The organism is Sulfurimonas aquatica, from assembly GCF_017357825.1.
Lineage (GTDB): Bacteria > Campylobacterota > Campylobacteria > Campylobacterales > Sulfurimonadaceae > Sulfurimonas > Sulfurimonas aquatica.
The window spans coordinates 838,593-863,702 of record NZ_CP046072.1 but is presented as its reverse complement, the minus strand read 5'-3'; the positions used below and the strand labels follow the sequence as shown (position 1 = coordinate 863,702).

Below are 25,110 nucleotides of genomic sequence, written 5' to 3'. Positions count from 1 at the left end.
TTACACCGTCTTTGAAAATGTTTTTGTGCTACTTGCATGTTGATGCATATATGCATCAAACGCCATTGCTATGTTTCTAACCAAGAGTGTTCCTGTTTGGGAGCACTCTATTTTCTCGTCATTCATAATAATTAAATCTTCTAGAGCAAAAGGTTCTAATTCTTTAATAGCATCTGCGAAATATACTTTAAACTCAATGTCAAAAAGCTTTTGGAATCTATTGATATCGATTTTAAAGTTACTCATAAGTTCCATAATCACATACTGACGAATTTGATCATCTTCATTTAAGACTACTCCGCGTTCAAATGGCAAACGATTTGCATCTATAGCCTCTTCATAAAGCTTCATATCTTTAAAATTTTGGTTGTAACTATCGACACCTTCACCTATTGAAGTAAGGCCAACACCAATTAAGTCTGCTCCACCCTTAGTAGTGTAGCCCTGGAAGTTTCTATGTAGTTCACCCTTTTCTATCGCCTTAAAAAGCTCATCTTCAGGTTTTGCAAAGTGATCCATTCCTACCATTTTGTAACCATTGCTTGTTAAAAAGTCTATAGTGTACTGCATGATTTGAAGTTTCTCATCAGCAAGAGGAAGTGTCGTCTCATCAATCTTTCTCATAGTTTTTTTCAGCCAAGGGACATGTGCATAGTTAAAAACTGCAAATCTATCTGGACTTAGACTTAAAGCAAGAGAGAGTGTCTCTTTAAAAGTCTCTAGTGTTTGAAAAGGAAGACCATATATAAGGTCTACATTTACGGAAACCATATTGTATTTCCTTGCTAAATCCATCGCATTTTTTGTTATCTCATAAGGCTGTACACGGTGAACTGCTATTTGTACTTTTTCATTAAAATCTTGAATACCAAAACTCACACGATTAAAACCAGCCTCACTCATTACTTTCATTTGTGCTTCATTGATATGACGAGGATCAATTTCACAAGATATCTCTGCATCATCAACAAAATTTGGAAAGTATGACTTTATCTCATCGATAATGATTTTAAGTTGCTCTGCTGAAAAAAAGGTAGGGGTCCCTCCGCCAAAATGCATCTGAATCACTTCGCGTTTACAATCAACATGCCCAGATAAAATTATTAGTTCGCGTTTAAGATACTCGATATAACGCAGCATTTTATCTTCCTTAGAAGTAAATACAACATTACACCCACAAAAATAACAAGCATTTTTACAAAATGGAAGGTGAAAGTACAAGCTAATAGGACGGGAGCTGTCTTGAGACTCTAGCTTTTGAATATACTGCTCATATTTGTATGTGTCATTAAACTCTAAGGCCGTAGGGTAAGAAGTATAACGCGGTCCTGGTTTTGAGTACTTTATGTATTTTGCGAAGTCTAATTCCATTATCTTTTCTATGTCCCTTTACAGTCTATCTCTTTTAAATAAATTAATTAAAGAGATATTAATCTTGATTGCGATTATCTCTAAAAAGTGTTAAAGAAGTGATTAAGCTGCATATGCTTTAGAGATTAACTTAATAAAATCATCAATAAATTTTACGTGCAATTTATGCTTATACTCTATTTTCATAATTTTCAAACTCTCAAGAGCTGTTTTTTTATCTCTAAAATTTCTTTCACTTGTCATTGCATCAAACATATCACATACTGTAACTATTCTTGTAAAGGGACTAATGTTAGACCCTTGAAGTCCATTTGGATACCCTGAGCCATCTAAAAATTCATGATGATGCAATATTATATTTAAGATTTGTGAATCATCTACTCCTAATTTTTGTGCTTCTTGATAAGAATAAAATGGATGCTTCTTCATCTCGCTAAACTCTTTTTCATTTAACTTGCCTTTTTTCTCATAAAGACTCTTATCGATGTCAGCCTTTCCTAAATCATGTAAAATTGCCGCTTTTGCCAATAATTTAATTTGCGAAAAAGAGTAGTTGAGATAGTTAGCTAACGCTAATGCCAATACCATTACGTTCGTTGAGTGTACAGAGTGCCTGTTTTCATGTGACATATGCTCTAATAAGAGCTTAAAAATCAAGTCCTTTTTATGAATACTCGAAACTAAAAAATGTATATACTCATCGATGCACTCTAATTTTAGTTTATGTTTTTTAGTAAAGTGTCCTTCCATGTAATGCACAATACTATCATAAACTTTTTTTGATTCACTTGTATAATCTATCTGTTTGTCTTGTAGTTTATCTTTTAAACTATAACAAGAGACCATGCTCTCTTCTTTCTGGGCATCTGGAAACAGCCTTTTATACTCTTTATACTCTACAAAATGCTTATCGGACTTGGATAGCAGAGTTATTTCCTTGTCTGTTATCTTAGTTCCAGCAGTAATAATAATCACCATATCATCAAAACGCTGAATATAACAATCAAAGTCAATAACATCGCCAACTTTAACCTGACTCATATCCATCGGCTTAAATGTACTTGTGATTTTTATTCGTTTAATTTTTCTCATAACTCTACTTACTCAAATTTTCCTGCTAACTTTTTGTATACATCTGAAGTGCTTAATAACTCATCATGTGTGCCACTTGCCACTATAGCCCCTTTTTGCATCACAAGTATCTTATCAGCGTGCTCAATCGTGCTTAATCTATGTGCGATTGTAATCGTTATTTTATCTTTTGTATACTCATTAAGTGCAGACTGAATACGTTTTTCACTTTCATTATCTAAAGCTGAAGTTGCCTCATCAAAAAGTAAAAGTGATGAGTGTTTGTAAATTGCTCTTGCAATTGCAACACGCTGGCGTTGACCACCAGAGAGGTTTGAGCCAAACTCTTCCATCATTGTATATATCCCCTCATCCATTGAAGAGACAAATTGACTTGCATCAGCAAGATTTAACGCCTCATATACTTTTTGCTCATTTATCTCTTGTCCATAAGCCACATTTGCTGCCAAAGTATCTTGAAAAATATATATGCGCTGAGAAACAAGTGATATATGGTGTTTAAGAGACTCTTGAGTAAACTCTTTTATGTTAACGCCGTTGACTTTTATCTCTCCACTATCAGGATCATAAAAACGCAGCAGCATGTTTATAAAGGTAGATTTTCCACCTCCACTATCTCCAACAAGAGCGATATTCTCTCCCTGTTTAATAGTTATATTAACACTATCTAGGGCAAAAGCATCTTCATATTTAAGTACTACATTTTTAAACTCTATACTTTTTATATCACTACTTAGCTCTTTTTTCCCATCAAGAATTCTGCTTTGTGTATCTAGTATTTCAAAAACTCTCTCACTCGCAGCTACAGCATCTTGAATTCTTGAGTAGATAGAACCTATACGACGGATTGGTTGGAATACAAGGCCAACCGCTGTTAAGAATGCGGTAAACTCCCCTACACTCATCTTGTTATCATAAACCTCTCTACCACCAATAAATATAACTGCAGCTAAACCTAAGGCTCCAATTATTTCCATAAAAGGAGAAACTATTTCACCCACATAAACCGACTTCATATTTATCTTAAAAAATTGCCAATTTTGGACTGCAAATCTATCTGTTTCATATTTCTCAGTGGCGTTTGCTTTAATAATTTCACTATTATTAAACACCTCTGTCAGCCTCGTAACAACATCTGCGTTTTTTGATTGTGAACGATGAGAATATTTTTTTAATTTTTTTGCAATGAGTATTAGGGGATAGATAATTAAGGGGGTAACGACTAAAGAGTAAAAGGCCAAGTGAGTGTTTAAATAGATGACATAAGCTACGAGTGCAAAAACGGTCAAAGTTTCACGAAAAAGCTCAGGAAGCATATTTGATACAAAGTATTGTATACGGCTAATATCGTTTGTAACACGTGAAATCAACTCTCCACTACGGTTTAAATATAAAAAAGTCATATCCAAGCTGATAATTTTACTGAGTAAAATTTCTCGAAAACGAGTCACTATATGGTGTCCGATATATAACATATATACAGATTGGATATAACGCCCTATCGCTTTTATAAAATATATAGCAATTAGTGATATTGGAATCAAAAAAAGCATATTTTCTTGCTTGTTTATGAACATCTCATCCATAAGAGGCTTCATAATTTGTGCCGTTGCAGTAGTTGCAGACACTGTTAAAATTATCCCAAAAAGAACTAATATGTATTGTAGTTTATACTCTTTTATATAAGGCAAAAATCTTTTTAGTACTTTTTTCAAATATCTCTCCATAAAATTATTATTTATTTTAGTATAACTTTACTGATAGAATAGACAAATACAGAACTTTTATATAGATGAAAATATAATTCAGTTATTATTCGTAAGTATAAATATAGGAGATTTAATGAGTCTAGCCATTGTTGTAAGTAATAGAGTAATAAAGTTGTTAGGTGCCGTTGTTAAGCTTATTAGCTATCCATTTCATTTCATTTTTCCAAACTTACGTTTTACTATACCAAAGCAGAGCGATCCCCTTATAAAATCAAGTAAATCAAGCAAAATTCCAAAAATAATTTGGCAAACAAACTATACAAATAAAGTAAGTTTACCTGTATATATCAACTATCTTTTCAATCGCATAATTTCACCTGACCATGAATATAGGTATATGGGCACAGAAGACCGACTTGAGTTTATAACTGCCAATGCTCCAACGGACATGATACATGCCTACACTCAACTTACAGATGGAGCTTCACAGGCCGACTTTTGGAGACTTTTTACTTTAAATCTACATGGTGGCGTTTATATGGATATAGATGCTCATACAGTTTGGCCTATTTCAAAAATGATCAAAGAGGATGATACAGAAGTATTTTTGTTAAACAAAGAACACTATACAAACTACTTTATCGCTACACAAAAGAACAATCCAGTTATTGAAAAAACTCTTGAGATAATTGTTGATAATATTAATAAGAAAAAAATTGACGGTGGTGTTTACAAGCTAACTGGACCAAGTGTTTTAAACGATGCTATTGGAGATAAAAAAGTAAACTACAGATTTTATAGACTGACATGCGTTCAAGGAAGTTTCACTAATGAATATTTCCAATACATTGACAAACCTAGAGGAAAATGGACGCATGCTAAGCCTGAAGATTTATTAAAAACCAATACCCAAACAGCTGAATAATATGTTAAGCCCTTCAGTAGCTGTAATCGTTGCAATATACAAAGATCTTAAAGCCCTCCAGTTAATCATAGAGTCTTTAGAGTCTCAGACTAAAATTCCAGATGAGATAATCATAGCTGAGGATGCGCAGCACCTAAATATAAAAGAGTATGTTGATTCTTTAAATTATAACAATATTATTCACCTTTCACAAGAAGATATTGGATGGAGAAAAGAGAAAATATTAAATAAAGCCATTGAAACATCAAAGAGTGATTATTTAATTTTTATAGATGGCGATTGTATTCCTTACCATAACTTTGTCAAGGCAAATATTGAACTTTCAGAGCCTAACACCGCTCTTTGCGGAAGAAGAAGCGAGCCTGGTGAAGGATTTAGCGAAAAGTTAAGAAAAGGTAAAATTTCAATAAAAAAATTTGAAAAAAGCTATTTACTAAACTACTTTAAACTAATGAAAGATAAAACTAGACATATAGAAGAGGGAATTGTTTTCTCACCCAACTCATTGATACTTAAAATTCTAAATAAGTTTGGACGCAAAGATTCTCACATTGTTGGATGCAATTGGTCATGCTATAAAAAAGACTTAGTAACGATAAATGGATACGATGAAGATTTTATTTTACCTACTACTGGCGAAGACACCGATGTAGAAAGAAGGTTAAGACATTTTGGGGTTAGGATGAAATCTTCTCGTAACGCTGCCGCTGTTGTGCACCTTCACCATATAAGTATTTTCAACAAAGAAATAGCCTCACAAACAGAAGCACTTATGGAAACAAAAAAAGATATTTATGTATGTAAAAATGGTCTAAAAAAGCTTTAAATTTATAAAATAATTATACTAGGAAATATATTGAGATTCATAACATCCCTCCAATCAAAAATAAATTATGAAAAAACTTATTATTACTCTTTTATAATATTTGCTTTTACTCTTCCTTTATCTAGAGCAATGATAAGTTTTTATGAAATATTTTTTGTACTTTTTTGGTTGTTTGAGGGAAAATTTCAAGAAAAATTTCAATTTATAAAGCATTCCAAACCATTAAACGCAATACTTTTATTTCTTGTATTTCAGTTTTTCACCTTTGCTTATTCACAAGACAAATATGAGGCCTTAGCTATTATGCAGGACTATTTGTACTGGCTACTTATTTTTGTCTTTGCTAGTAAAATTCAAAAAACTCATATACGCTCCATAGTCTCTGCTTTTTTATACGGAATGTTTGTTAGTGAAGTTTTAGCATACATTATATTTTTTGATATTTATCCTTTTCATGGTAGGCCACCAAGCTATCCAAGTCCTTTTATGATGCATATTGATTATAGTGTTTACTTAGCCTTTACATCTATATTATTGTTAAATAGATTGTTTTCATCCATTTATAGCTATAGAGATAAACTTCTACTGTTTTTATTTTTTCTAACTGTGACAATCAACCTATTTATATCTACTGGAAGAACAGGACAGTTAGCCTACCTAGTTGCTTTATTTGTATTAATGATTATTAAATATAGAGTTTCACTAAAATCTTTAATAATTTTTTCATTACTCTCTTTTAGCATATTTTTTGGAGCTTATAAGGCACTTCCTATTTTTCAAGAGAGAGTCGACTTTGCTAAATCAGATATAATAAAGCTTAAGCAACAAGACTTTAATACTTCATGGGGATTAAGGGCTGCATTTTGGATAATTACATATAAGTCCATGCAGGATAATTTTTTTCTTGGCGTTGGAATTGGCGACCATAAAATAGAAGCAAAAAGGGTTATGCTTGAAAATCTAAATCTAAATTTTGACAAAAACACTATTGAGCACTGCAGTACAACCCATTATCATAATCAATACCTAATGGTTTTAGTTCAGTCTGGAATTATAGGTTTAATGCTTATGCTCTATCTACTCTATCAAATATATAAAATAAAAATAGAAGAAGATGAGCTCCGAAATATCAAAATACTCTTCTTAACAATTTTTTTAGTTGCGTTTATAGCGGAGCCTCTCTGGATGAAACAATTTACAGCGGCACTTTTTGTACTTTTCGTTGGCATATTCATCGCTGTAGATAAAAATCAGACTACTATAAAAACTTAATTCACTAAAAGTTCATAAAGTTTTGTAAATTGCTTATTGCTATTAAATACTTTCAAGACTTTTTCTCTTCCTGCGGTTGCTATTTCCTTTTTAAATTCTTCATTAAAAAGTAATTTTATCTTTTTTGCTAAATCTTCATAACTATCAGATTCAAAATGCAAACCTGTTTTCTCATTGTCTACAATTTCCAATGGTCCGCCATTATTGCTAGCAATAACTGCAATATTTGATGCCATAGCTTCAATCAAGACTAAGCCAAAAGTCTCTTTTTTAGTTGCTAATACAAGAGAGTCACTCAATTGCATTAAAGAGTGGACTTTATTTGTAAAACCAGTAAAGACAACGCTCTCTGTCATATTTCTTTTTTCGATATCACTTTTAAAGTTTTTTAAATACTCTTCACTCATAGCATGTCCAATTATTACTATCTTAATATTTAAACCTTGCTTTAAAAGCGTTTCTACCGCCTTTACAAGAATATGCTGTCCCTTTGCTTCTTCTATCCGTCCAACAATACTAACTATAAAAGAGTCACCTAATTTATACTCTTCCTTGTAAGTCTGCACCTCTTGAGAAGCGATAGGTTCAGGAATAATAGTGCCCGGATAAAGAAGGTCAATTCTTGGTTGTATGCTAGATGGTATAAACTTTTGTAACTGCTCTTTAACTTGTAGTGTTACCGCTAGTATCTGATCAATATTTTTATATAAAAATTTATGATAAAAGTCGTCTTTAAACCTTGTCATAGTCATATGTCGCGACTGAACAAGTTTAGGTCTATTTTTAGAAATCTTCTTAGCTAACACTGCAGTTAAGATATCTTTTGTCCAATGAAAATGAAGAACATCAATTTTATTATCATCTATTATCTTTGCTATCTTGCTAGCAATAATAAATGTCTCAAAAAATGAAGGTCTCTTTACTTCGAAGTAATTTAAGTCCGTTTCTTTGAAATGTTCTTTGAGTTTGCCATTTGCGTTTATAATGCAAGTTACATCATGCTTATCTGCTAAATACTCTGAAGCTCTAAGCATGTACAACTCAAGTCCTCCAGCATCTGGAGACAAGCAGAGTTCTAGTATCCTTTTATTTTTCACTATTAAGTCTTTTAAATAGCATATCAATTTTCTTTTGAATCATTCCAAACTCTATTTTTTGTGTTTTATATAAAATGTTATCTTGAAATTCCTCATAAACTGGAATAAACTTCATATTGTCTATGTCAACTAATTTTGGATTAGTATAAGTAAAAATGCTCAATACGTAACTATCTATGGCAAAAGAGAGATGCATTAAACCCGTATCGGGAGTCACTATGAATCTTGTCTCTTTTATAAACGCTGCAACTTCATCGATAGATAATAATTTTAATTTAATATACGGAATAGTTGAGTCAATCAGAAAATCATTAATTAGACTATTTTGTAAATACTCTTGATTTGGATTTTGTACTATCGCTGGATAGAAGCTATACTTATTAAATATGTAATCTATCGCTTTGAAATAAAGTTCATTACTTAGTAGCTTCTCCTCACCACCAGAACCAAGGTTAATTGTATAGACTTTATCTTTATCCATCTTAAGTGTACTAATGTAATCATTCACATTTTGCTTAGCCTCGTCTGAAATGCTAAAAATAGGTTTTAGGGGAAAATTAGAATTTGATATGGGTTTTAATATAGCTAGTAATTGTTTATTAAATGAGTCAATTGTTGCATTTTCGTAGGGAATATAATCACTCAAAAGATTATATGCATATCTTTTTTTCTGATGTGCATAACCTAGTCTATATCTAGCTGATGACATGTAAGTAATAAATGGACTCGACCCTCCACCATATAAATCAATTAACAGGTCAAGTCTCTCTTTTCTAACCCTTAGAGCACTTTTAATTTTATTTATATTTTTTCGAAATTTACTTTTATGATTTCTCTTAAATTCTATAATCTGATTTACGTTTTTATTTCCAGATAAAATATTTTTAGTATTATAGTCACAGATTGCCGTTATCTCACAATCAGGATAGATATCTCTAACGGCGTCAATAACAGTAGTTCTCATTAAAACATCACCCATAAGTCCGAACATTATGATGCCGACTTTATGAATTCCTTGCAAATTTACATTTTTTTTATACTCAATCATAGACCATCTTTTAAATATAATATTTTATATTGATTAAAATTTAAGTTAATAAATAACTACAAAATAAACAAAATTCTAAAATATTTTTTTTCATATTTTACAAATCATCATTAACTATAATATTATTAATAAACACTGTTGGATTAAATTCTTTTCTAGAATTTTTCCATTCATCTCTTACTCTACCTTTATTCTTAAACTTTTTTAAAGTAATCACACTATTTAAGCCTTTATACTCTTCTGAGGTAAAACAGACTTTATTTCTAAATTTCAACTTGTCGAATCTTGCTGCCATACTACTCTCAAACTTATCACCATCACTAAATTTAAATATTAATTTATTTAGATTTATTCTTTCTATGCGTTTACGCCATTTATTTTCTGCATCTTCTTTTGATTCATAATGTATAAAATGCAATTCATATTTATTGTCTAATATACCAATTGGATAATTAGTTTCATAAATCCCAATATTTATTAATTCATCTTTATGTTTTGAATCTTTATGTTCAATAAAAGAAAGTTTATGCAAAACTTCTAATGAAAAGTTTTCTAATAGTTCGATATAATCAGGTGCAAACACTACTAAATTTACAAAAGGGGATTGATATGGTATTGCATATTTTTTATAAATAAATGTCCCCCAGCAATTATTAGAAATAATTGTAAAGTCATCTTTATTTATAAATAAACGGTTAATTTTACTTTTAATATACTTTTCAATGTTTCTAGCAAACTTTATTTTCACAATATCTCCACTGTTTCATTTATAAGCTATCTTACGATACAATCAATCTTTATTTTATCTAAAAATATATAAACATCTATTTAATCTAGGTATACTGAATGATCCATAAATATGAACTAAATGAAAAATACAATAAATTTCAAAAATTTTTATTCAATATCAAATCATATTTTTATTCAAATACATCAACAATTCATAAAGCAAGAAACGAATTAAAAATAATCAGTTTCCAAAACATAGATACAGTTGTAAAGTCTTTTAAAGTACCAAATATAATTAATAAAATAGCTTACTCATTTTTTCGTGATTCAAAAGCAAAAAAATCGTATCAATATTCACTTAGACTAGGAAGTTTCTCCCCAATTCCCATTGGCTACATAGAATTCTACAAATTTGGATTACTCCTTGATAGCTACTACGTGAGTGAAGAGTTTAAATATGACTTTACAATTAGAGAGCCTATGCTTGATACAGACTTTACAGATAGAGATGAAGTCTTCAAAGCATTTGCCAGATTTACACTTGAACTTCATAATAATAATATTTTTCATAATGATTACTCTCCCGGAAACATTCTCATAAAAAAAGAAAACTCTGATTATATATTTAAAATTGTAGATGTAAATAGGATGAAGTTCTATAATTTAAGTGATGAAGATAGAGCGTTAAACTTCTCAAAATTATGGGCTAGTGACGAAATCTTAACAATTATGGCACAAGAGTATATGACTCATCATGGTTGTAACAATGACTTTACTTCACGAGTTTTATACCACTCAAACCAAAATAAAAAAATAAAAAACTTTAAAAAGCGATTAAAAGGTAAACCGGTAAATGACTAGTACTATTACAAATATTTCTTGCGTTATAATCGTAAAAAATGGCGAATCCACTCTTAAAGAAGTTCTCAGTTCACTCAATGACTTTGAAGACATAGTGCTATATAGTAATAATTCAACAGATAAAACAGATGAAATAGCTCGTGAATTCTCAAATGTAAATCTTATTCAAGGTGATTTTCTAGGATTTGGTGAAACCAAAAATATAGCCGCTACTTATGCAAAAAATGACTGGGTACTCTCTTTAGATGCAGATGAAATTGTTTCTCATGAGTTTGCAGCAACCCTACAAAATATATCTTTAGATGAAAAAAAAGTTTACTCTATGTTAAGAGTCAATTATTATAAACAAACGCAGATAAAATATTGTTGGGGCAACGATATTATTGTAAGACTTTACAATAAAAACATGACCTCTTTTACAGCTAAGAAAGTCCACGAAAAAATCATTACTGAGAACTTTGGTATTGAAAAACTTACTGGAATAGTAAAACATTACCCTTATGCAACTGTAACTGACTTCATAGTTAAACTTGACAGATACTCAACTATTTATGCAGAAGACAATGTTGGAAAAAAATCATCCTCACCGCTTAAAGCAATTCTAAATGCACAATTTTCATTTTTTAAAACTTACTTTATAAAAAGAGGTTTTTTGGATGGTTATGCAGGACTTATAATAGCATTTTCTCATATGGCAACAAACTTTTACAAGTATATAAAATTATACGAAAGGAACTTACAACTCAATGAAAAACTTTAATCTTTCTATTTTAATATTTCTTCTTTTTTTCCTCACAACTATAACTAGAGTAATACCCCAAGGTTTTCATCCTGACAGTCTCGTCTATATGAGTATGGCCATTGATTTAGTTGAGGGAAGCTCAACTTTTTGGAATCTCCATTTTACTGATTCTATATTTAATAAATTTTATGAGCACCCTCCACTTGGAATATATACTATGTCACTACCATTTAATATATTTGGAGATTCAATACTGGTTGATAAACTTTATGGAATCAGTCTTGGTGTTCTAATATCATTTTTAATATCTGCGATAATAGGCCTATTTTTCAAAAAGCAAAGACGAAATGTTCTATTGCTTTCTCTATTTTATTTTTTAGCTTTTCCAATTACAAGCAATACTCTTGAAAACAACCTACTGGAGGTTCCGGCTACTTTTTTCATTCTTTTAAGTGTTTATTTTTTCTTGAAATATGTATTATCTTTAGAAAATATATTGTTATATGCACTTGGTTTCACTTTTGCACTTTTTAGTGCCTTTCTAGTTAAAGGGCCAGTAACAATTTTTCCTTTTGCTCTACCATTTTTCTACTTTTTACTATTTTCAAAAACTTATTCGCTTAAAGAGATGTTGAAATTCTATTTTCTTATAGTTATTATTTCTTTAGGTTTATTTTCATTACTTTATGCCTACCCTCCATCCAATAATTACCTTCATATATATTTTGAAAATCAGATTATAAGTTCTATAGATGGTTCACGTGGTGGGAATGGACACTTTAAACTTATAAAACAATTACTAATAGACTTTAGTTCTATATTTATAATCTCGTATATTTTCATTTTAATAGGATATAAAAAGATTTTAAAGATAAATTTTTCAAGACTATTTTGGCTTTTTATTCTCATAGGCCTCAGTGGAAGCTTACCATTGGAAATAAGTCCTAGACAACATGACTACTATATTTTCCCATCTCTTGCTTTTTTTGCAATAGCATTAGCTATTTTATTTCTTGAACCTATTACAACTCTTTTAAAAAAGTTTTTTTCTAATAAAGTCCTTACAATGTTAAATACAATTTTAATTGTTGTTGTTCTCTTTATAAGTTATGAAAAATATAACACAAATAGTCGATATAAAAACTTCTATAGTGACTTTGTCAACGCTAAAGTACAAATAGATCACTATAGTAAAGTTAAAACATGTGTTAATACTCCTGAAGATAAAGATGAATTCTATAATAATATTGGACTAACGGCAAATCTAAAACGCTATTACAGAGCTGAATTAACTGACACTCAAGCAGATATAAAATACTATTTAACTACTAAAGACTCATTTCAAGACTGCAATGTAAGTCAATTAAAGTATAAGTACATAGGTCCAAACGAAGCAAACCACTACTTACTCTATGAGAGAGAAAATAATTAGTAATCTATAAGTTCCTTTTTTACCTCATCAAACATCTCTTGGCGTTTAATCTCATCAACAGACAACATAAAATGCTTTTGAAGTTTTATATCGCCTACTGATTTCCAACGCGAAGAGCTCGCAAAAAGTGAATCTCCAAAAAATGTCATAGTAGGACAGCCAACTAAAGAAGCAAGGTGGTATGTTCCCGTTGACGTGCTCACAAAAAGTTTAAAACTACTTATGAGCTTAGCAAAGTAGGTAAGTCCATCTAAAGAGAAGTAAAAAACAACGTCTTCTCCACGAAGTCTTATTTGCATCTCTTCATAGAGTTTTTTCTCATCAGGACCAAATGTCATTACTACCTGGTACTTCTTCTTTTTAAGTACTCCACGGATAAGTTGCTCGTATTCTGTAGTGCTCCAGTTAGCGTCGGAAGAGCCTCCAAACCCTACATGAAAAGCCATAATGTCTCTTCGTATGTCGTTATTCATACAAAATACGTCATAAACGTTTTTTGTATCGTCTAACACTAAGAGTGGCTTCTTATACTCCAAGTTAATTTCACTATAGAGTTCTCGCGTTAGTTCTAAGTTGTATTCAAACTCAGCCATTTTGACTTGACTTCGTCTCTGCTTCACTCTATGAGTATAAAAAACTTGCGCTAACTTGGTCGCAGGAGCGATTCTAATGGGAATTCTCGCTAAAAACTGAGCAAAGGCCACTCTCGTGCTTGAAAAAAGCGTTATAGAAGCGTCTATATTTTGTTTTTTAATTTTAGTAGATAACTCCTCAACGGAACTATGTGGATTATCTACTATCACCTCATCAATAAAGTCGCACTTTCTAGCTAAGACTTCATTCATTGCAGAGACGCATGCGATAATTCTATTTTTCTCATCATGCTTTTTAAGTACATACATTGCGGGAAGAGCTGTAATAAAATCACCTAACTTATCAGTCCGCACTACGAGTATGTTCATATTTATCTTCTCACATAATTTTAATAAGCTGATTTTATCCTAAAACCGATATAATTGCACTTATGAAAGCACCTTTTAAATGGGATACGTATTCCGATCAACCTCTTCAGCTCAAAGATAAATCTTTTAAAAAAAAGATGCGAAAAAATGAGTCATTATCGCTTTTAAAAACAATTCTTACTGCGCTCATTGTCCTTCCAATATCTTTAGTATTGATGCCATTTGTTAAACGCAAGCAAATAAACTCTAACGAGTTCTTCTCAATGGGAGTTGATTTTCAAAGAGAGCCTGAGAAAACTATTGAGTTTATCGAAGAGTTAAACATAGATCGTATTCTCCTGCGTTTTAAGCTATGGGAGATGAACTCTCTAAATGAATTAAAAGAGTTTATACAAAAACTAGAAAATAAAAAAATAATTTTAAAAATACTCCAAGATAGAGAAAATATCGAGGACTTAGGACTTCTTAAAAATAATCTCTCAACTATATTTGAGACCTTAGGTTATTCAGTTGACATATATGAGATAGGTTCAACTATAAATCGCGCTAAATGGGGATTTTTCTCAGTAGATGAGTACTCAAAATTTTATCAGGTGGCTTATGATTTGAAAACTACTTCTTTTCCAAATATCAAACTTATCGGAAGTGGCGTTATAGATTTTGAGTATCACTTTACCGCTCATACGCTTTTTAACTTTTATAAGTACAAATATGATGGTATATCATCACTTTTATATGTAGATAGACGTGGTGCCCCTGAAAATATCCAATTTATATTTGCCTTAACTGATAAAATAGCATGGCTAAGTACTATGATATGGCTTAGTCCAAAAACTACACAAGAGTTACATATTACTGAGACCAACTGGCCAATTTCTGGAACTACGCCATATGCTCCCACTAGTGAATTTGAGTGCATAGATGAAGAGTCTTACGCAGACTTCATGTTGCGTTACTACATGCTTGCCTTTGCGTCACAACAAGTAGAGAGTGTCTCCTGGCACCAACTCATTGCTCCAGGATATGGACTCATTGATAATAGAGATGGTTTATGTAAACGCTCAGCATTTAAGACATATAAGTTCATGATTAAAAATCTAAAAAATGCGCAATTTTTAAGACTTGATATTAAACGCGACTATTATATACTTCAGTGTCTGGTAAATGATCAGCTTTTACAAATTCACTGGTCGACTAAATCAACAACGCTAAAAAATGAAGATTTCTTTGAAGCTTATTCAAGAGATGGAGAGTTAATAAAAGATGAAACATTAAATATTGGCTCATCACCGATATATTTATATATCATCAAAGAAGTATCGCAAAAAGTAAACTGCCTATAACGAGGATATATGAAAGATATAATGAACAAAAAAATATTAAACGTAAATATTATTATTTGGACGCTGTTTATACTCTGTTCTATAACTTTTGTACTCTATCCACAAATAGATTTATATATTTCATCACTCTTTTATAATGATGGTTTTTATCTAAAAGGCTCCTTTTATGAAGTCTTTTTTTATAAATCTGTTCCCCCTCTTATTTCTACGCTTGCTATTGGAAGCATTGGAATTTTCTTTTACAATATATTCACACACAAAAATTTTCTCCATATTGATAGAAGAACGATTATTTATATAATTCTTGTTCTATCATTAGCACCTGGACTCATTGTTAACTCAACATTTAAACAAAATTGGCAGAGAGCTAGACCAGGAGAGATAAAAGAGTTTGGAGGAGATAAAGTTTTCACTCCTGCGTTTATAATTTCTGATCAAGGTGGCAACTCATTTAGTAGTGGGCATGGCGCGGCAGCGTTTAGTCTTTTAGGCTTTGCGCTTTTATCTCGTAAACGCAAGAGAGTTTGGATAACGCTTGCTCTGGGTTATGGAGTAGCTGTAAGTTTTGCTCGTATAATAGCAGGTGGACATTTCTTTAGTGATAATGTTACTTCATTTTTTATAGTATATATAAGCACCTATATTCTTCACTATTATATTATAGAGAAGCGTACATGAAAATTTTAGTAATACTACCAAACTGGCTAGGTGATGCTGTAATGGCTACTCCAGCGATAGAACTCTTATCATTGCATTACCCTCATGCTAGATTTACCTTTATTGGAAGTTATGTAAGCATAGAAGCACTTAAACATCATCCACTATGTGAGAGAGCAATTGTAGATGAGACAAAGAAATCATCCTCGCGCCTATTTGCAACATATAAACTAGCAAAAGAACTCGATGAATTTTCACTTGCAGTTAGTTTTAGGAACCAAATACACTCGTCACTGCTACTGCGTTTCACATCAACGGTTATTTGCATTGCAAGATCTTCTTGGCACTCTAAGCTTCTACTTTCACATACGCCAAAAATTAAAACAGATAAGCACTTAGTAGAGCAGTACTCAGAACTTGCAATGATAAATACAGATCATTTTAATGGTGAAAGTCCAAATCTAAAACTATACATACAAAGAAAAAAGTTTGATAGACCAACACTAGGCATAAATGCCGGGGCAACTTATGGTAGTGCTAAACGCTGGTATCCAGAACGCTTTGCAGAAGTAGCATCCTCTTACAGCGATAAGTATGACATAATAATTTTTGGTGGACCAAACGAAGTTGAGATGGCAGAAGAGATAGAAGATAATCTTAAAGCCCTACAGATAAAAAACTACACAAATTTAGCAGGAAAAACATCTATTAATGAGCTCTGCTCTTTCATTGCTGGATGTTCTCTTTTTATTACAAACGATAGCGGTCCCATGCATGTAGCAGCTGCATACAATGTACCAACCGTTTCAATATTTGGACCAACAAGATATAAAGAGACTTCTCAGTGGAAAAATGAAAAAGGTTTGATTGTAAGACATGAGATGGAGTGTAGTCCATGTATGAAACGAGAATGCCCTCTAAAGCATCATAATTGTATGAAAGAGATAACAGCTTCTGAAGTTATAGAAGCTGTAAAAGAGTTAGATTTAAAAGACTAAAAGTTTACTTTAAATCCAAAGTACCATGAAGAGTTATAGTTAAAACTACCTCCAGTATTTTGAGTTAAGTTAAGACTTCTATATCCTAAAGTGATAATAGCATTTTCAATAGGTTCTACATCATAATAAATTCTATAAGATGTAAAATCTTTGCCATTTTCAAAACATAGCACTTTTGGTGCATAATAGAGTGCTCCATTTATTGACATAGGAACTAAATCTGTAGCAGGAATTTTATATCCTAATTCTAAACCTAATGGAAGTGCAGAAAAATCTTTAGTATACTTATACTTTGCACCCATTCCTAGACTTAGACCTTTATCTCCGATCTCTCTCATTACTAAGAAATTTCCTTCAAACATAGGATCCAATTCTGTATTTGTGTTATCAGAATGACCCTTATCAGCACCTAAATATTTAGCCCCAATGAACATTGTGTTTGGCTCAGTTGCATCGTTAAACTGACCTACATCTAACTTTACACCAACTTCTAAATCAGTATCATTTATATTTAACTCACCAGTATGAATTGCAAATGCTGAAACAGCTAAAAATGCTATTGTACTTACTACTTTTAACATGTACTTCCTTGTATTTTTTCTATAGTTTTTGTTGTGCTCTTGCCATCGACAAAATCAACAAGTTTTAATTTACTAGCAAATTCCGTTCCGATGACTTCTTTACCTTCGTAGTCACCGCCTTTAACTAGAACATCCGGAGCTATCATTTTTATCAGCTCATAAGGTGTATCTTCACTAAATGGAACTACAAAATCAACAGCTTCAAGAGCCGCTAAAAGATAAGCTCTATCTTCTGCAATATTTACAGGACGAGTTGGGCCTTTTAAACGCGAGACTGATTCATCAGAGTTAAGTCCAACTATCAAGATATCTCCAAAACTTTTTGCGATTTGAAGATACTTCACATGACCAACATGTAAGATATCAAAACAGCCATTTGTAAAGACAACTTTTTTTCCATTTAAACGCGACCTTTTTACTATAGCGTCTATTTCACTAAAACTTTTAATATGTGCATCAGATGTACTTTTATGCAGAGATGCCTCATACTCTTCAATCTCATTTAGGGTTACAGTTGCAGAGCCTATCTTTCCAACGACTACTCCAGCAGCAAGATTTGCAAATGCAGCTGTTTCTTGTATACTTTTACCAGCAGACAGGGCAAATGCAATAGAAGCTATAACTGTATCTCCAGCTCCCGTTACATCAAAGACTTCTTTGGCTACAGTTGGAAAAAGTTCTAGCTTATCATCATAAGTTGCTATTCCATCTTCTGAGAGAGTAATTAAAGATATGCCTAAGTCACACTCGTCTTTGAGTTTAAGAAGTGCCTTTGTTAGACTCTCCTCATCTTTTATATCTATTCCTGTTGCTAGTATCGCTTCTTTTTTGTTTGGTGTTAAAAGATAAGCTCCGCGATATTTAGAAAAATCACTCCCTTTTGGATCAACTAATACTTTAACATTTGATTCATTAGCTAATTCTATAACTCCTCTACATAGTTCATCCCTTAAAACACCTTTGCCATAATCAGATAAAATAATCATGTCATATGATGATACAGATTTTTTAATAGATTGCAATATTTTTTCTACAGACTCTATAGAAATATCATCTTTACTCTCTTTATCATATCTCAGAATCTGCTGCGAAACAGCTATTACACGACTTTTTTTAGATGTCTTTCTTCCCTTTTGAGTAATTATATTACTACTATCTACTCCTATCGATTGAAGCATCGATATAAGTTCATCTCCATTATCATCACTACCTATAACACTGCAGACACTTACTTGAGAACCAAGTGCATTTAAGTTATTAATTACATTTCCCGCTCCACCAAGCACTGTTGTCTCTTTTGCTATATCTACAACTTGAACAGGTGCTTCAGGGGAGATCCTTTCACAGCTTCCCCACAAATAATGGTCTATCATTAAATCACCAATCACAAGTATGTTTGGTTTAGCTTTTTTAAGTATATGCATTTATTTAACTTCACTCTCATAAATGCGTTTAATTTCACCTACATAAGCTTTTATTCCATCTTCCATCTCATATGCTGGTTCATATCCCAGGGCCTCTTTTGTTGTAGTAATATCAGCTTCTGTGTGAAACTGATAAGAGCCTATGAATGGGTTAGGTATATATTCACACTCAAATGAAGTACCTAGTTCTTTTTGTAGAATATCTACAATATCTTGAAAACTTCGCGCCTTACCAGTCCCTACATTATAGATACCACTCTCTTTTGGCTTCATCGCTTTAATATTTGCCTGAATGATATCGCCTACATATATAAAATCGCGAAGTATCTTATCACTGTTTTCAAAAAGGCGGGGATTTTTCCCACTTAACAACTGATGTCCAAATTGTAAAATCATTGAAGCGGTACTATTTTTAAAGTATTCTCCGGCACCATATACGTTGAAATAACGTAGACCTACAATACTGATATCTGAAGTTTCCATATATTGACGGCTTAAATTATCCATGCTTAGTTTAGAAAATCCGTACACATTATTTGGAGCTTCTCTCCCAACTCTTTGTGGGGACTCTGCATTCCCGTATGTAGCTGCTGAAGAGGCATAAATCATATTCGCATCATGCGCTACCGCTAAATCAAGAAGATCTTTATATGCATTAACATTTGTTTTTATCATTAGGTCTTGCTCTAAAGCAGTTGTATCTGAAATCGCTGCTTCATGAAAAATATAATCAAATTTATAGTTTATTTCTAAGTCTAGCAATAAATCTTTATCATTTATATCACCACTAATGATTTCACCCCTAAAGCCTATAAGGTTTTTAAAGTGACCAAAACTTTTGAGGTTACCATTGGAAAGTGTTTCTCCACTTCTAAAACTATCCAATACTACAATTTTTGCAGCAGGATGGTTCTCTTGAAAGTATAATGCCAAGTTAGAACCTATAAATCCTGCACCACCTGTTATAAGGATTGTCTTATTTGTTAAATCATCTTCTATATATCTCATTTGTAACACCCATAGTAAAGTTATTTGAATAAAATAATACCTTTAAATTCATTAACAAGTATTTAAGACACAAAGCAATATAATACGAATTGAAATATAAACTCAAGGAATTAATAATGAAAAAAATCGTTATCGCTTCAATAGCTACTTTAGCACTAGCAACATCTTCTATGGCAGCAGCTGTAAATGGTAAAGCATGTTTAGCTTGTCATGGTGCAGATTGGTCTAAAAAAGCTATGGGTAAATCTAAAGTAGTATCTGAAATGACTCATGCTGACATTGCTGCTTCACTTAAAGGTTACAAAAATGGAACTTATGGTGGACCAATGAAAGGTATCATGAAAGGTCAGGTTGGAAGATTTTCTGATGCTGAGTTAGATGCATTTGCACAAACTATCGGTAAATAATCTCTTTTAGAAGTTACTTTTTTGGTAACTTCTCTACTTTTTCTTCAACTCTTTTAACTTTTTTTCTCTTTGAACAGCATCATTTAAATCCTCTTCACTATCAAACTTAACAGCATTTAAAAATCTCTCTTCATCATCAAACTGGCCATTTTTAACAGCCCAAAGAAATGCAAAGAGTGCTATTCCTCCCAAGATTAAAGAACCAATTAACATCATTATTATTATTCCATTATCCATACAATCAACTCCTATTAAATTTATATTTTATTCTTAATGAGTTTCCAACGACTAAAAGAGAACTAAAACTCATAGAGAGTGCTGCTATTAGAGGAATAACATATCCTGCCATAGCTAATGGTATTGTAATGGCATTGTATAGAAGTGATATTACAAAATTTTGCTTAATAAGATTGAATGTAATTCTTGAAATATTAAAAGCATCCAATAAGGCACCTAAAGTACTATCAAGTAAAACTACATCGCTTATTTCTACTGCAATGTCATTACCACTTCCCATAACGATTCCTATGTCTGCTTTAGCAAGTGCCAAAATATCATTGATTCCATCTCCCACCATAACAACTCTCTTGTTTTGAGTATGTAACTCATCAATATATTCTAACTTATCTTTAGGTGAGCATTCATGATGAATATTTGTAATTCCAATTTCATTAGCCACATGCATAGCACTATGCTTATGATCACCTGTTAGCATGACAACTTCAATATCTTTAGCGTTTAAGTTTTTAACTAACTCTTTAGCGCCATCTTTTATCTTATCACTCAACTCATATATAGAGACAATGCTTTTATTGATTGCAAAGTAAAAGAGTGTATTTTTACTCTCATATTCGCTCATAACTCCATGTTCAAGCATAAATGAAAGATTTCCACCAATAACTTCATTCTCTGCAATATTTGCTATAATCCCCTTGCCTGGCACTTGAGTATAAGTGTCAAATATTAACTCTTCTACTGCTTCATTTTTTCCCAATAAAAAATTTTGTATTCCTTGTGCAACTGGATGATGAGAAGGTTTTACCAATGAGTAAAGGTATTTATGCTCAAAATCACTTAATATATGCTCATGAACAACTTCTGGCTTCCCAAATGTTAATGTTCCTGTTTTATCTACAACTAACACATTGCTTTTTGCCATTGTTTCAAGTTGAGCCGCTTCTTTAAATAAAACTCTTCTCGAGGCTCCAAGACTAAGCCCAACTAAAGTAGCAACTGGTGTTGCTAGTCCAAGGGCACATGGACAAGCTATAACTATTACAGAAATGCTAACCATTAGGGACTCTTCAAAACTATGAGGCCAAAAAAACCATACAAAAAAAGTAATAATTGATAAAACAAGTATTGTAGTTGAAAAATGTTCAGATAGCTTATTTGCCAACTGTTCAATCTTAGGCTTTTTTTGAATTGCATTTTCTAATAATGTTACTAAGTTGGAGAGTGTTGAGTGCTTAAAATCTTTTAATACTTTAAAATGTATATCTGCATCAATGCTAAGCGTCCCACTTATAACGCTATCTAAATGTTTTTTGTATATTGGTTTACTCTCGCCTGTTAAACTTGATTCATCAAATGAGCCTTCACCCTTTAGAATTTCACCGTCTAAAAGTACTCTTTCTCCCGATACTAAAACAACAACATCTCCAATAGCAACATCATCAAGCTTTAAAGGCACTATTTTTTCGTTACGAACCACATTTACTTCATTTGGCATTTGCTGAGAGATAATGTCCAAAGCATCTGCTGCATTTTTTTTACTAAGAACTTCTAAGAACTTACCAATTAAAACAAATGTAACAATCATACTAACAGAGTCAAAATATGCTTCACCATATTCTGTTAAAGTAATATATATAGAGTAAATATATGTTAATAAAGCTCCGGTAGCCACGAGTAAATCCATATTCACTACTTTATTCTTTAGTCCATAATATGAACCCCGAAAAAAGACCCATCCACTATAAAAAAGTACAGGAGTTGAGAGAACCCATTCAGCAATGTTTAGTGTAGTTTTTGTCTCTTGTGTTATACCAGTAAAATATCCAGCATACTGTGCAACTGCTATCCACATAATATTCATAGAAGCAAAAATAGCAACGGCCATTCTAAGGTAATACTCTTTGCGTTCTTCATTTGCATGAACTTCTTGCAGTGACGCGTCATAAGGGTAAGCATTGTAACCTATAGCTCTAATCATATCAATAATTTGTGATAGTTTAAGAATATCATCTACCCAAACAATCGACGCCTTATTGTTTGTAAAGTTAATATTGGCCTCAACGACACCATCCATTTTATGTAAAGCTTTTTCATTTAACCATACACAGGCTGAGCAATGAATACCCTCTATTATTAAAGAGACCTCACTAAACCCATCAGAGTTTTTTGAAACAAACTTTTCATAAAAAGATTTTGTATTAAAATTAGATGAGTTTTCATATTGTAGTTTAGGAGGTGCTAGCTTAGAATCGCCAGCTTTATCATAAAAAGTATCAAGTCCTTCATCACATAAAAGATGATAAACACCCTGGCATCCTTTACAGCAAAAGTAAAGCTCATTTTCTTTGATCATAATATCTGTAGAAAACTCTAAATGACAGTGCGAACAGGCTACCTTATCTGACAAGTTCAAACTTTCCTAATACTTTATTCTTTACTACATTGTTCCAAGGTTCAACAAAACCATTCATAGCTATAAATATCCCGTGTTTATTATTTCCATTTACAAACCCTATAGATATCCCAAGGTTTAAAGTAGATTCAATATTGTCTATTTCAAAAGGTTTCATAGCACCAGTTAAAACAACAGTTTTATTTTTTATAACTTCTGCTAAAAATTCAGCTGTTAGGCTCATAGTATCTGTTCCATGAATAACAATAAATTTATCTTCGACAGAGTGCAATATTATATCTGCGATAGCCTTTCTATCACTACTGAGCATATCAATACTATCTTTATAAATAGCTCCAGATATAGTATTATTTTCTGTTGAACTATCTAATATCTTCTCAATTGCATTATTATCAAATGGTACCTCTAACTCCCCATTTAATTTATTATATCTTTTATTAAAAGTTCCACCACAATTTAAGATAAACATCTATTTACTCCCGTATATCAGCAAACTTATTGAGTATATATGTAGCTTTAGAATTAGTTACTTTATTACTCTCATCAAATAGGTAAGTTAATTTTAGACCAGCATTAATTCCAGCTTCTATATCTCTCTCTTTATCACCTATAATAATAGAGTTTTCTAAATCAATGTCTAAATCATTTTTAGCATCAAATAGCATTCCAGGACTAGGCTTCCTACATTCACATTCACCTGAAATATCAGGATGATGTGGACAAAAATAGACACCGCTTATAATTACATCATTATTAAAAAACTCTTCAAGCATCCAATTTGTTAAAATATTGAAATCATCTTCAGAGTAGTATCCTCTAGCAATACCAGATTGATTAGTCACAACAACAATTAAATAACCTAAATCTTGATAATATCTACATAAGTCAAAAATACCATTTATAAAATCAAAATCTTCAACTTTATATAGATAATCTTTTTCAGTATTAATGACACCGTCACGATCTAAGAAAAGAGTTTTATTCATGCACTATAAACTAACACCATCAGCAAAGATCTCTTTTTCTATAATGTCACATAAAATATGACCGATTAAAATATGAGACTCTTGAATACGAGGTGTTGAATCTGATGGTACTATTAAAGAAATATCAGCAATCTTAGCCATCTCTCCACCATCTCTACCAACTAATGCTACTGTTGTAATACCTTTTAATTTAGCACTTTGAAATGCTTTGATTATATTAATAGAGTTACCAGATGTAGATATACCAATAAATATGTCACCTTTTTGCCCCATGCCTTCTAACTGACGAGAAAAAACATGATCATACCCATAGTCATTCCCAATTGCAGTTAAATTAGATGTATCTGTAGTTAATGCAAGAGAAGGTATCGAAGGTCTATCAAAACCGTAACGACCAACAAGTTCAGCAGCTATATGTTGAGCATCAGCAGCACTTCCACCATTACCTGCTAAAATAGTTTTTTTATCACCTTGATAAAGTTTCACACATTTTTTTGCAACATCCACTATATTGTTTAATAATTCTTCATTCTCATAAATTTTTTGTTTTGTTTCATATGATTTTTTGATTTGATCTTTTATATATTCTTTCATATATCATCCTAAAATAGTATATAAAATAATATCATATTATTAGTTAGTAAAGTATAGGTTATAAATAAAAAGTAAAATTAATCGAATAAAAAAGGTTAAAGCCAATAAATAAAGTAATGATTAGAAGTAAAAAAGAAGAAATAACGATTAACTAGGCAGCGACCTACGTTTCCAATCCTGAAAGGATAAGTATTATCAGCGATGAGGGGCTTAGCTTCTGGGTTCGGAATGGAGCCAGGCGTTTCCCCCTCTCTATAGCCACCTAGACAATCAAAGCTAAAGACATCATCTGCACTCCACTTACGCTTTAGCGACGGGAGTATCGGCATTTAGTGCCAGATGTTCTTAACTTTGACTGTAAAAGTCAGTTAAAAGGGTTAATGAGTTGTACTCATT

The 25,110-nt window shown here is 31.9% G+C and carries 25 protein-coding genes and 1 rRNA gene; 10 read left to right on the top strand and 16 right to left on the bottom strand.

The genetic code is table 11. The features are described from left to right. The 3 genes from hemN to GJV85_RS04170 all read right to left on the bottom strand — a co-directional run bounded on the left by hemN (position 1) and on the right by GJV85_RS04170 (position 4,190). Positions 1–1,371 (bottom strand): oxygen-independent coproporphyrinogen III oxidase, encoded by a 1,371-nt coding sequence (hemN, locus tag GJV85_RS04180; protein ID WP_207562613.1) that lies wholly within the window; start codon positions 1,369–1,371, stop codon positions 1–3. Between the two features lie 102 nt (positions 1,372–1,473). Then, positions 1,474–2,463: an HD-GYP domain-containing protein gene (locus tag GJV85_RS04175; protein ID WP_207562612.1), complete on the bottom strand. Its 990-nt coding sequence runs from the start codon at positions 2,461–2,463 to the stop codon at positions 1,474–1,476. Between the two features lie 8 nt (positions 2,464–2,471). After that, positions 2,472–4,190 (bottom strand): ABC transporter ATP-binding protein, encoded by a 1,719-nt coding sequence (locus GJV85_RS04170; protein ID WP_207562611.1) that lies wholly within the window; start codon positions 4,188–4,190, stop codon positions 2,472–2,474. Positions 4,191–4,305: 115 nt separating this feature from the next. Here GJV85_RS04170 and GJV85_RS04165 point away from each other — a divergent pair, with 115 nt between their 5' ends. From GJV85_RS04165 to GJV85_RS04155, 3 genes are read left to right on the top strand one after another with little or no spacing between them, the layout of a single operon-like run. Further along, positions 4,306–5,097 carry a glycosyltransferase family 32 protein gene (locus tag GJV85_RS04165; RefSeq protein WP_207562610.1) on the top strand — a complete coding sequence of 264 codons (792 nt, stop codon included), beginning with the start codon at positions 4,306–4,308 and terminating at the stop codon, positions 5,095–5,097. A 1-nt stretch (position 5,098) separates the two neighbouring features. Then, positions 5,099–5,923, top strand: a complete 825-nt coding sequence (locus GJV85_RS04160) for a glycosyltransferase (protein WP_207562609.1) — start codon at positions 5,099–5,101, stop codon at positions 5,921–5,923. Between the two features lie 30 nt (positions 5,924–5,953). Further along, positions 5,954–7,195, top strand: a complete 1,242-nt coding sequence (locus tag GJV85_RS04155; protein WP_207562608.1) for an O-antigen ligase family protein — start codon at positions 5,954–5,956, stop codon at positions 7,193–7,195. Here GJV85_RS04155 and GJV85_RS04150 read toward each other — a convergent pair. From GJV85_RS04150 to GJV85_RS04140, 3 genes are all read right to left on the bottom strand, one after another. After that, entirely contained in the window at positions 7,192–8,292 is a 1,101-nt protein-coding gene (locus tag GJV85_RS04150; protein WP_207562607.1) for a glycosyltransferase family 4 protein, read from the bottom strand. The two genes, GJV85_RS04155 and GJV85_RS04150, sit on opposite strands and share 4 nt — an antisense overlap. Next, positions 8,282–9,340, bottom strand: coding sequence for a glycosyltransferase family 9 protein (locus tag GJV85_RS04145; protein WP_207562606.1), 1,059 nt, complete (start codon positions 9,338–9,340; stop codon positions 8,282–8,284). Before GJV85_RS04145 ends, GJV85_RS04150 begins: the two co-directional genes overlap by 11 nt. A gap of 97 nt (positions 9,341–9,437) precedes the next feature. Next, complete coding sequence (locus GJV85_RS04140; protein ID WP_207562605.1) at positions 9,438–10,088, bottom strand: DUF1919 domain-containing protein; 651 nt, start codon at positions 10,086–10,088, stop codon at positions 9,438–9,440. Positions 10,089–10,186: 98 nt separating this feature from the next. On the opposite strand from GJV85_RS04140, the gene GJV85_RS04135 reads away from it, so the two are divergent. The 3 genes from GJV85_RS04135 to GJV85_RS04125 are packed head-to-tail and all read left to right on the top strand — an operon-like array spanning position 10,187 to position 13,104. Beyond that, positions 10,187–10,930: a protein kinase family protein gene (locus GJV85_RS04135; RefSeq protein ID WP_207562604.1), complete on the top strand. Its 744-nt coding sequence runs from the start codon at positions 10,187–10,189 to the stop codon at positions 10,928–10,930. Then, a complete protein-coding gene (locus GJV85_RS04130) occupies positions 10,923–11,690 on the top strand; it encodes a glycosyltransferase family 2 protein (protein WP_207562603.1) in 768 nt (255 codons plus the stop codon). The genes GJV85_RS04135 and GJV85_RS04130 overlap by 8 nt, the downstream gene beginning before the upstream one ends. Next, complete coding sequence (locus GJV85_RS04125; protein ID WP_207562602.1) at positions 11,677–13,104, top strand: ArnT family glycosyltransferase; 1,428 nt, start codon at positions 11,677–11,679, stop codon at positions 13,102–13,104. Before GJV85_RS04130 ends, GJV85_RS04125 begins: the two co-directional genes overlap by 14 nt. Here the strand turns inward: GJV85_RS04125 and GJV85_RS04120 are convergent. Next, positions 13,101–14,066: a glycosyltransferase family 9 protein gene (locus GJV85_RS04120; RefSeq protein ID WP_207562601.1), complete on the bottom strand. Its 966-nt coding sequence runs from the start codon at positions 14,064–14,066 to the stop codon at positions 13,101–13,103. The two genes, GJV85_RS04125 and GJV85_RS04120, sit on opposite strands and share 4 nt — an antisense overlap. Positions 14,067–14,128: 62 nt before the next feature. Between GJV85_RS04120 and GJV85_RS04115 the strand changes: the two genes are divergently transcribed. Genes GJV85_RS04115 through waaF form a run of 3 tightly spaced genes read left to right on the top strand, consistent with a single transcriptional unit; the run spans position 14,129 to position 17,064 of the window. Then, positions 14,129–15,409 carry a glycosyl hydrolase gene (locus GJV85_RS04115; protein WP_207562600.1) on the top strand — a complete coding sequence of 427 codons (1,281 nt, stop codon included), beginning with the start codon at positions 14,129–14,131 and terminating at the stop codon, positions 15,407–15,409. Between the two features lie 21 nt (positions 15,410–15,430). Next, positions 15,431–16,087 carry a phosphatase PAP2 family protein gene (locus tag GJV85_RS04110; RefSeq protein ID WP_207562599.1) on the top strand — a complete coding sequence of 219 codons (657 nt, stop codon included), beginning with the start codon at positions 15,431–15,433 and terminating at the stop codon, positions 16,085–16,087. Next, a complete protein-coding gene (gene waaF / locus GJV85_RS04105; RefSeq protein ID WP_207562598.1) occupies positions 16,084–17,064 on the top strand; it encodes a lipopolysaccharide heptosyltransferase II in 981 nt (326 codons plus the stop codon). The genes GJV85_RS04110 and waaF overlap by 4 nt, the downstream gene beginning before the upstream one ends. Here waaF and GJV85_RS04100 read toward each other — a convergent pair. Genes GJV85_RS04100 through rfaD form a run of 3 tightly spaced genes read right to left on the bottom strand, consistent with a single transcriptional unit; the run spans position 17,061 to position 20,077 of the window. Then, a complete protein-coding gene (locus GJV85_RS04100) occupies positions 17,061–17,645 on the bottom strand; it encodes a hypothetical protein (RefSeq protein ID WP_207562597.1) in 585 nt (194 codons plus the stop codon). The genes waaF and GJV85_RS04100 overlap by 4 nt on opposite strands. After that, positions 17,639–19,069 carry a D-glycero-beta-D-manno-heptose-7-phosphate kinase gene (gene rfaE1 / locus GJV85_RS04095; RefSeq protein ID WP_207562596.1) on the bottom strand — a complete coding sequence of 477 codons (1,431 nt, stop codon included), beginning with the start codon at positions 19,067–19,069 and terminating at the stop codon, positions 17,639–17,641. Before rfaE1 ends, GJV85_RS04100 begins: the two co-directional genes overlap by 7 nt. Further along, positions 19,070–20,077 (bottom strand): ADP-glyceromanno-heptose 6-epimerase, encoded by a 1,008-nt coding sequence (gene rfaD, locus GJV85_RS04090; protein WP_207562595.1) that lies wholly within the window; start codon positions 20,075–20,077, stop codon positions 19,070–19,072. Between the two features lie 116 nt (positions 20,078–20,193). Between rfaD and GJV85_RS04085 the strand changes: the two genes are divergently transcribed. Next, complete coding sequence (locus GJV85_RS04085; RefSeq protein WP_207562594.1) at positions 20,194–20,484, top strand: c-type cytochrome; 291 nt, start codon at positions 20,194–20,196, stop codon at positions 20,482–20,484. A 33-nt stretch (positions 20,485–20,517) separates the two neighbouring features. On the opposite strand, the gene ccoS is transcribed toward GJV85_RS04085, so the two are convergent. The 6 genes from ccoS to rrf all read right to left on the bottom strand — a co-directional run bounded on the left by ccoS (position 20,518) and on the right by rrf (position 24,980). Further along, positions 20,518–20,721, bottom strand: a complete 204-nt coding sequence (gene ccoS / locus GJV85_RS04080; protein ID WP_207562593.1) for a cbb3-type cytochrome oxidase assembly protein CcoS — start codon at positions 20,719–20,721, stop codon at positions 20,518–20,520. A 4-nt stretch (positions 20,722–20,725) separates the two neighbouring features. Continuing rightward, complete coding sequence (locus GJV85_RS04075) at positions 20,726–23,128, bottom strand: heavy metal translocating P-type ATPase (protein WP_207562592.1); 2,403 nt, start codon at positions 23,126–23,128, stop codon at positions 20,726–20,728. Then, complete coding sequence (locus GJV85_RS04070; RefSeq protein ID WP_207562591.1) at positions 23,118–23,603, bottom strand: asparaginase domain-containing protein; 486 nt, start codon at positions 23,601–23,603, stop codon at positions 23,118–23,120. Before GJV85_RS04070 ends, GJV85_RS04075 begins: the two co-directional genes overlap by 11 nt. Before the next feature lie 4 nt (positions 23,604–23,607). Further along, positions 23,608–24,120 (bottom strand): D-glycero-beta-D-manno-heptose 1,7-bisphosphate 7-phosphatase, encoded by a 513-nt coding sequence (gene gmhB, locus GJV85_RS04065; RefSeq protein WP_207562590.1) that lies wholly within the window; start codon positions 24,118–24,120, stop codon positions 23,608–23,610. Positions 24,121–24,123: 3 nt separating this feature from the next. After that, on the bottom strand, positions 24,124–24,714 hold the full coding sequence (locus GJV85_RS04060) for a D-sedoheptulose-7-phosphate isomerase (RefSeq protein ID WP_207562589.1): 591 nt from the start codon (positions 24,712–24,714) through the stop codon (positions 24,124–24,126). 150 nt (positions 24,715–24,864) lie between these two features. Further along, positions 24,865–24,980 (bottom strand): 5S ribosomal RNA (gene rrf, locus GJV85_RS04055). Positions 24,981–25,110 lie beyond the last annotated feature (130 nt).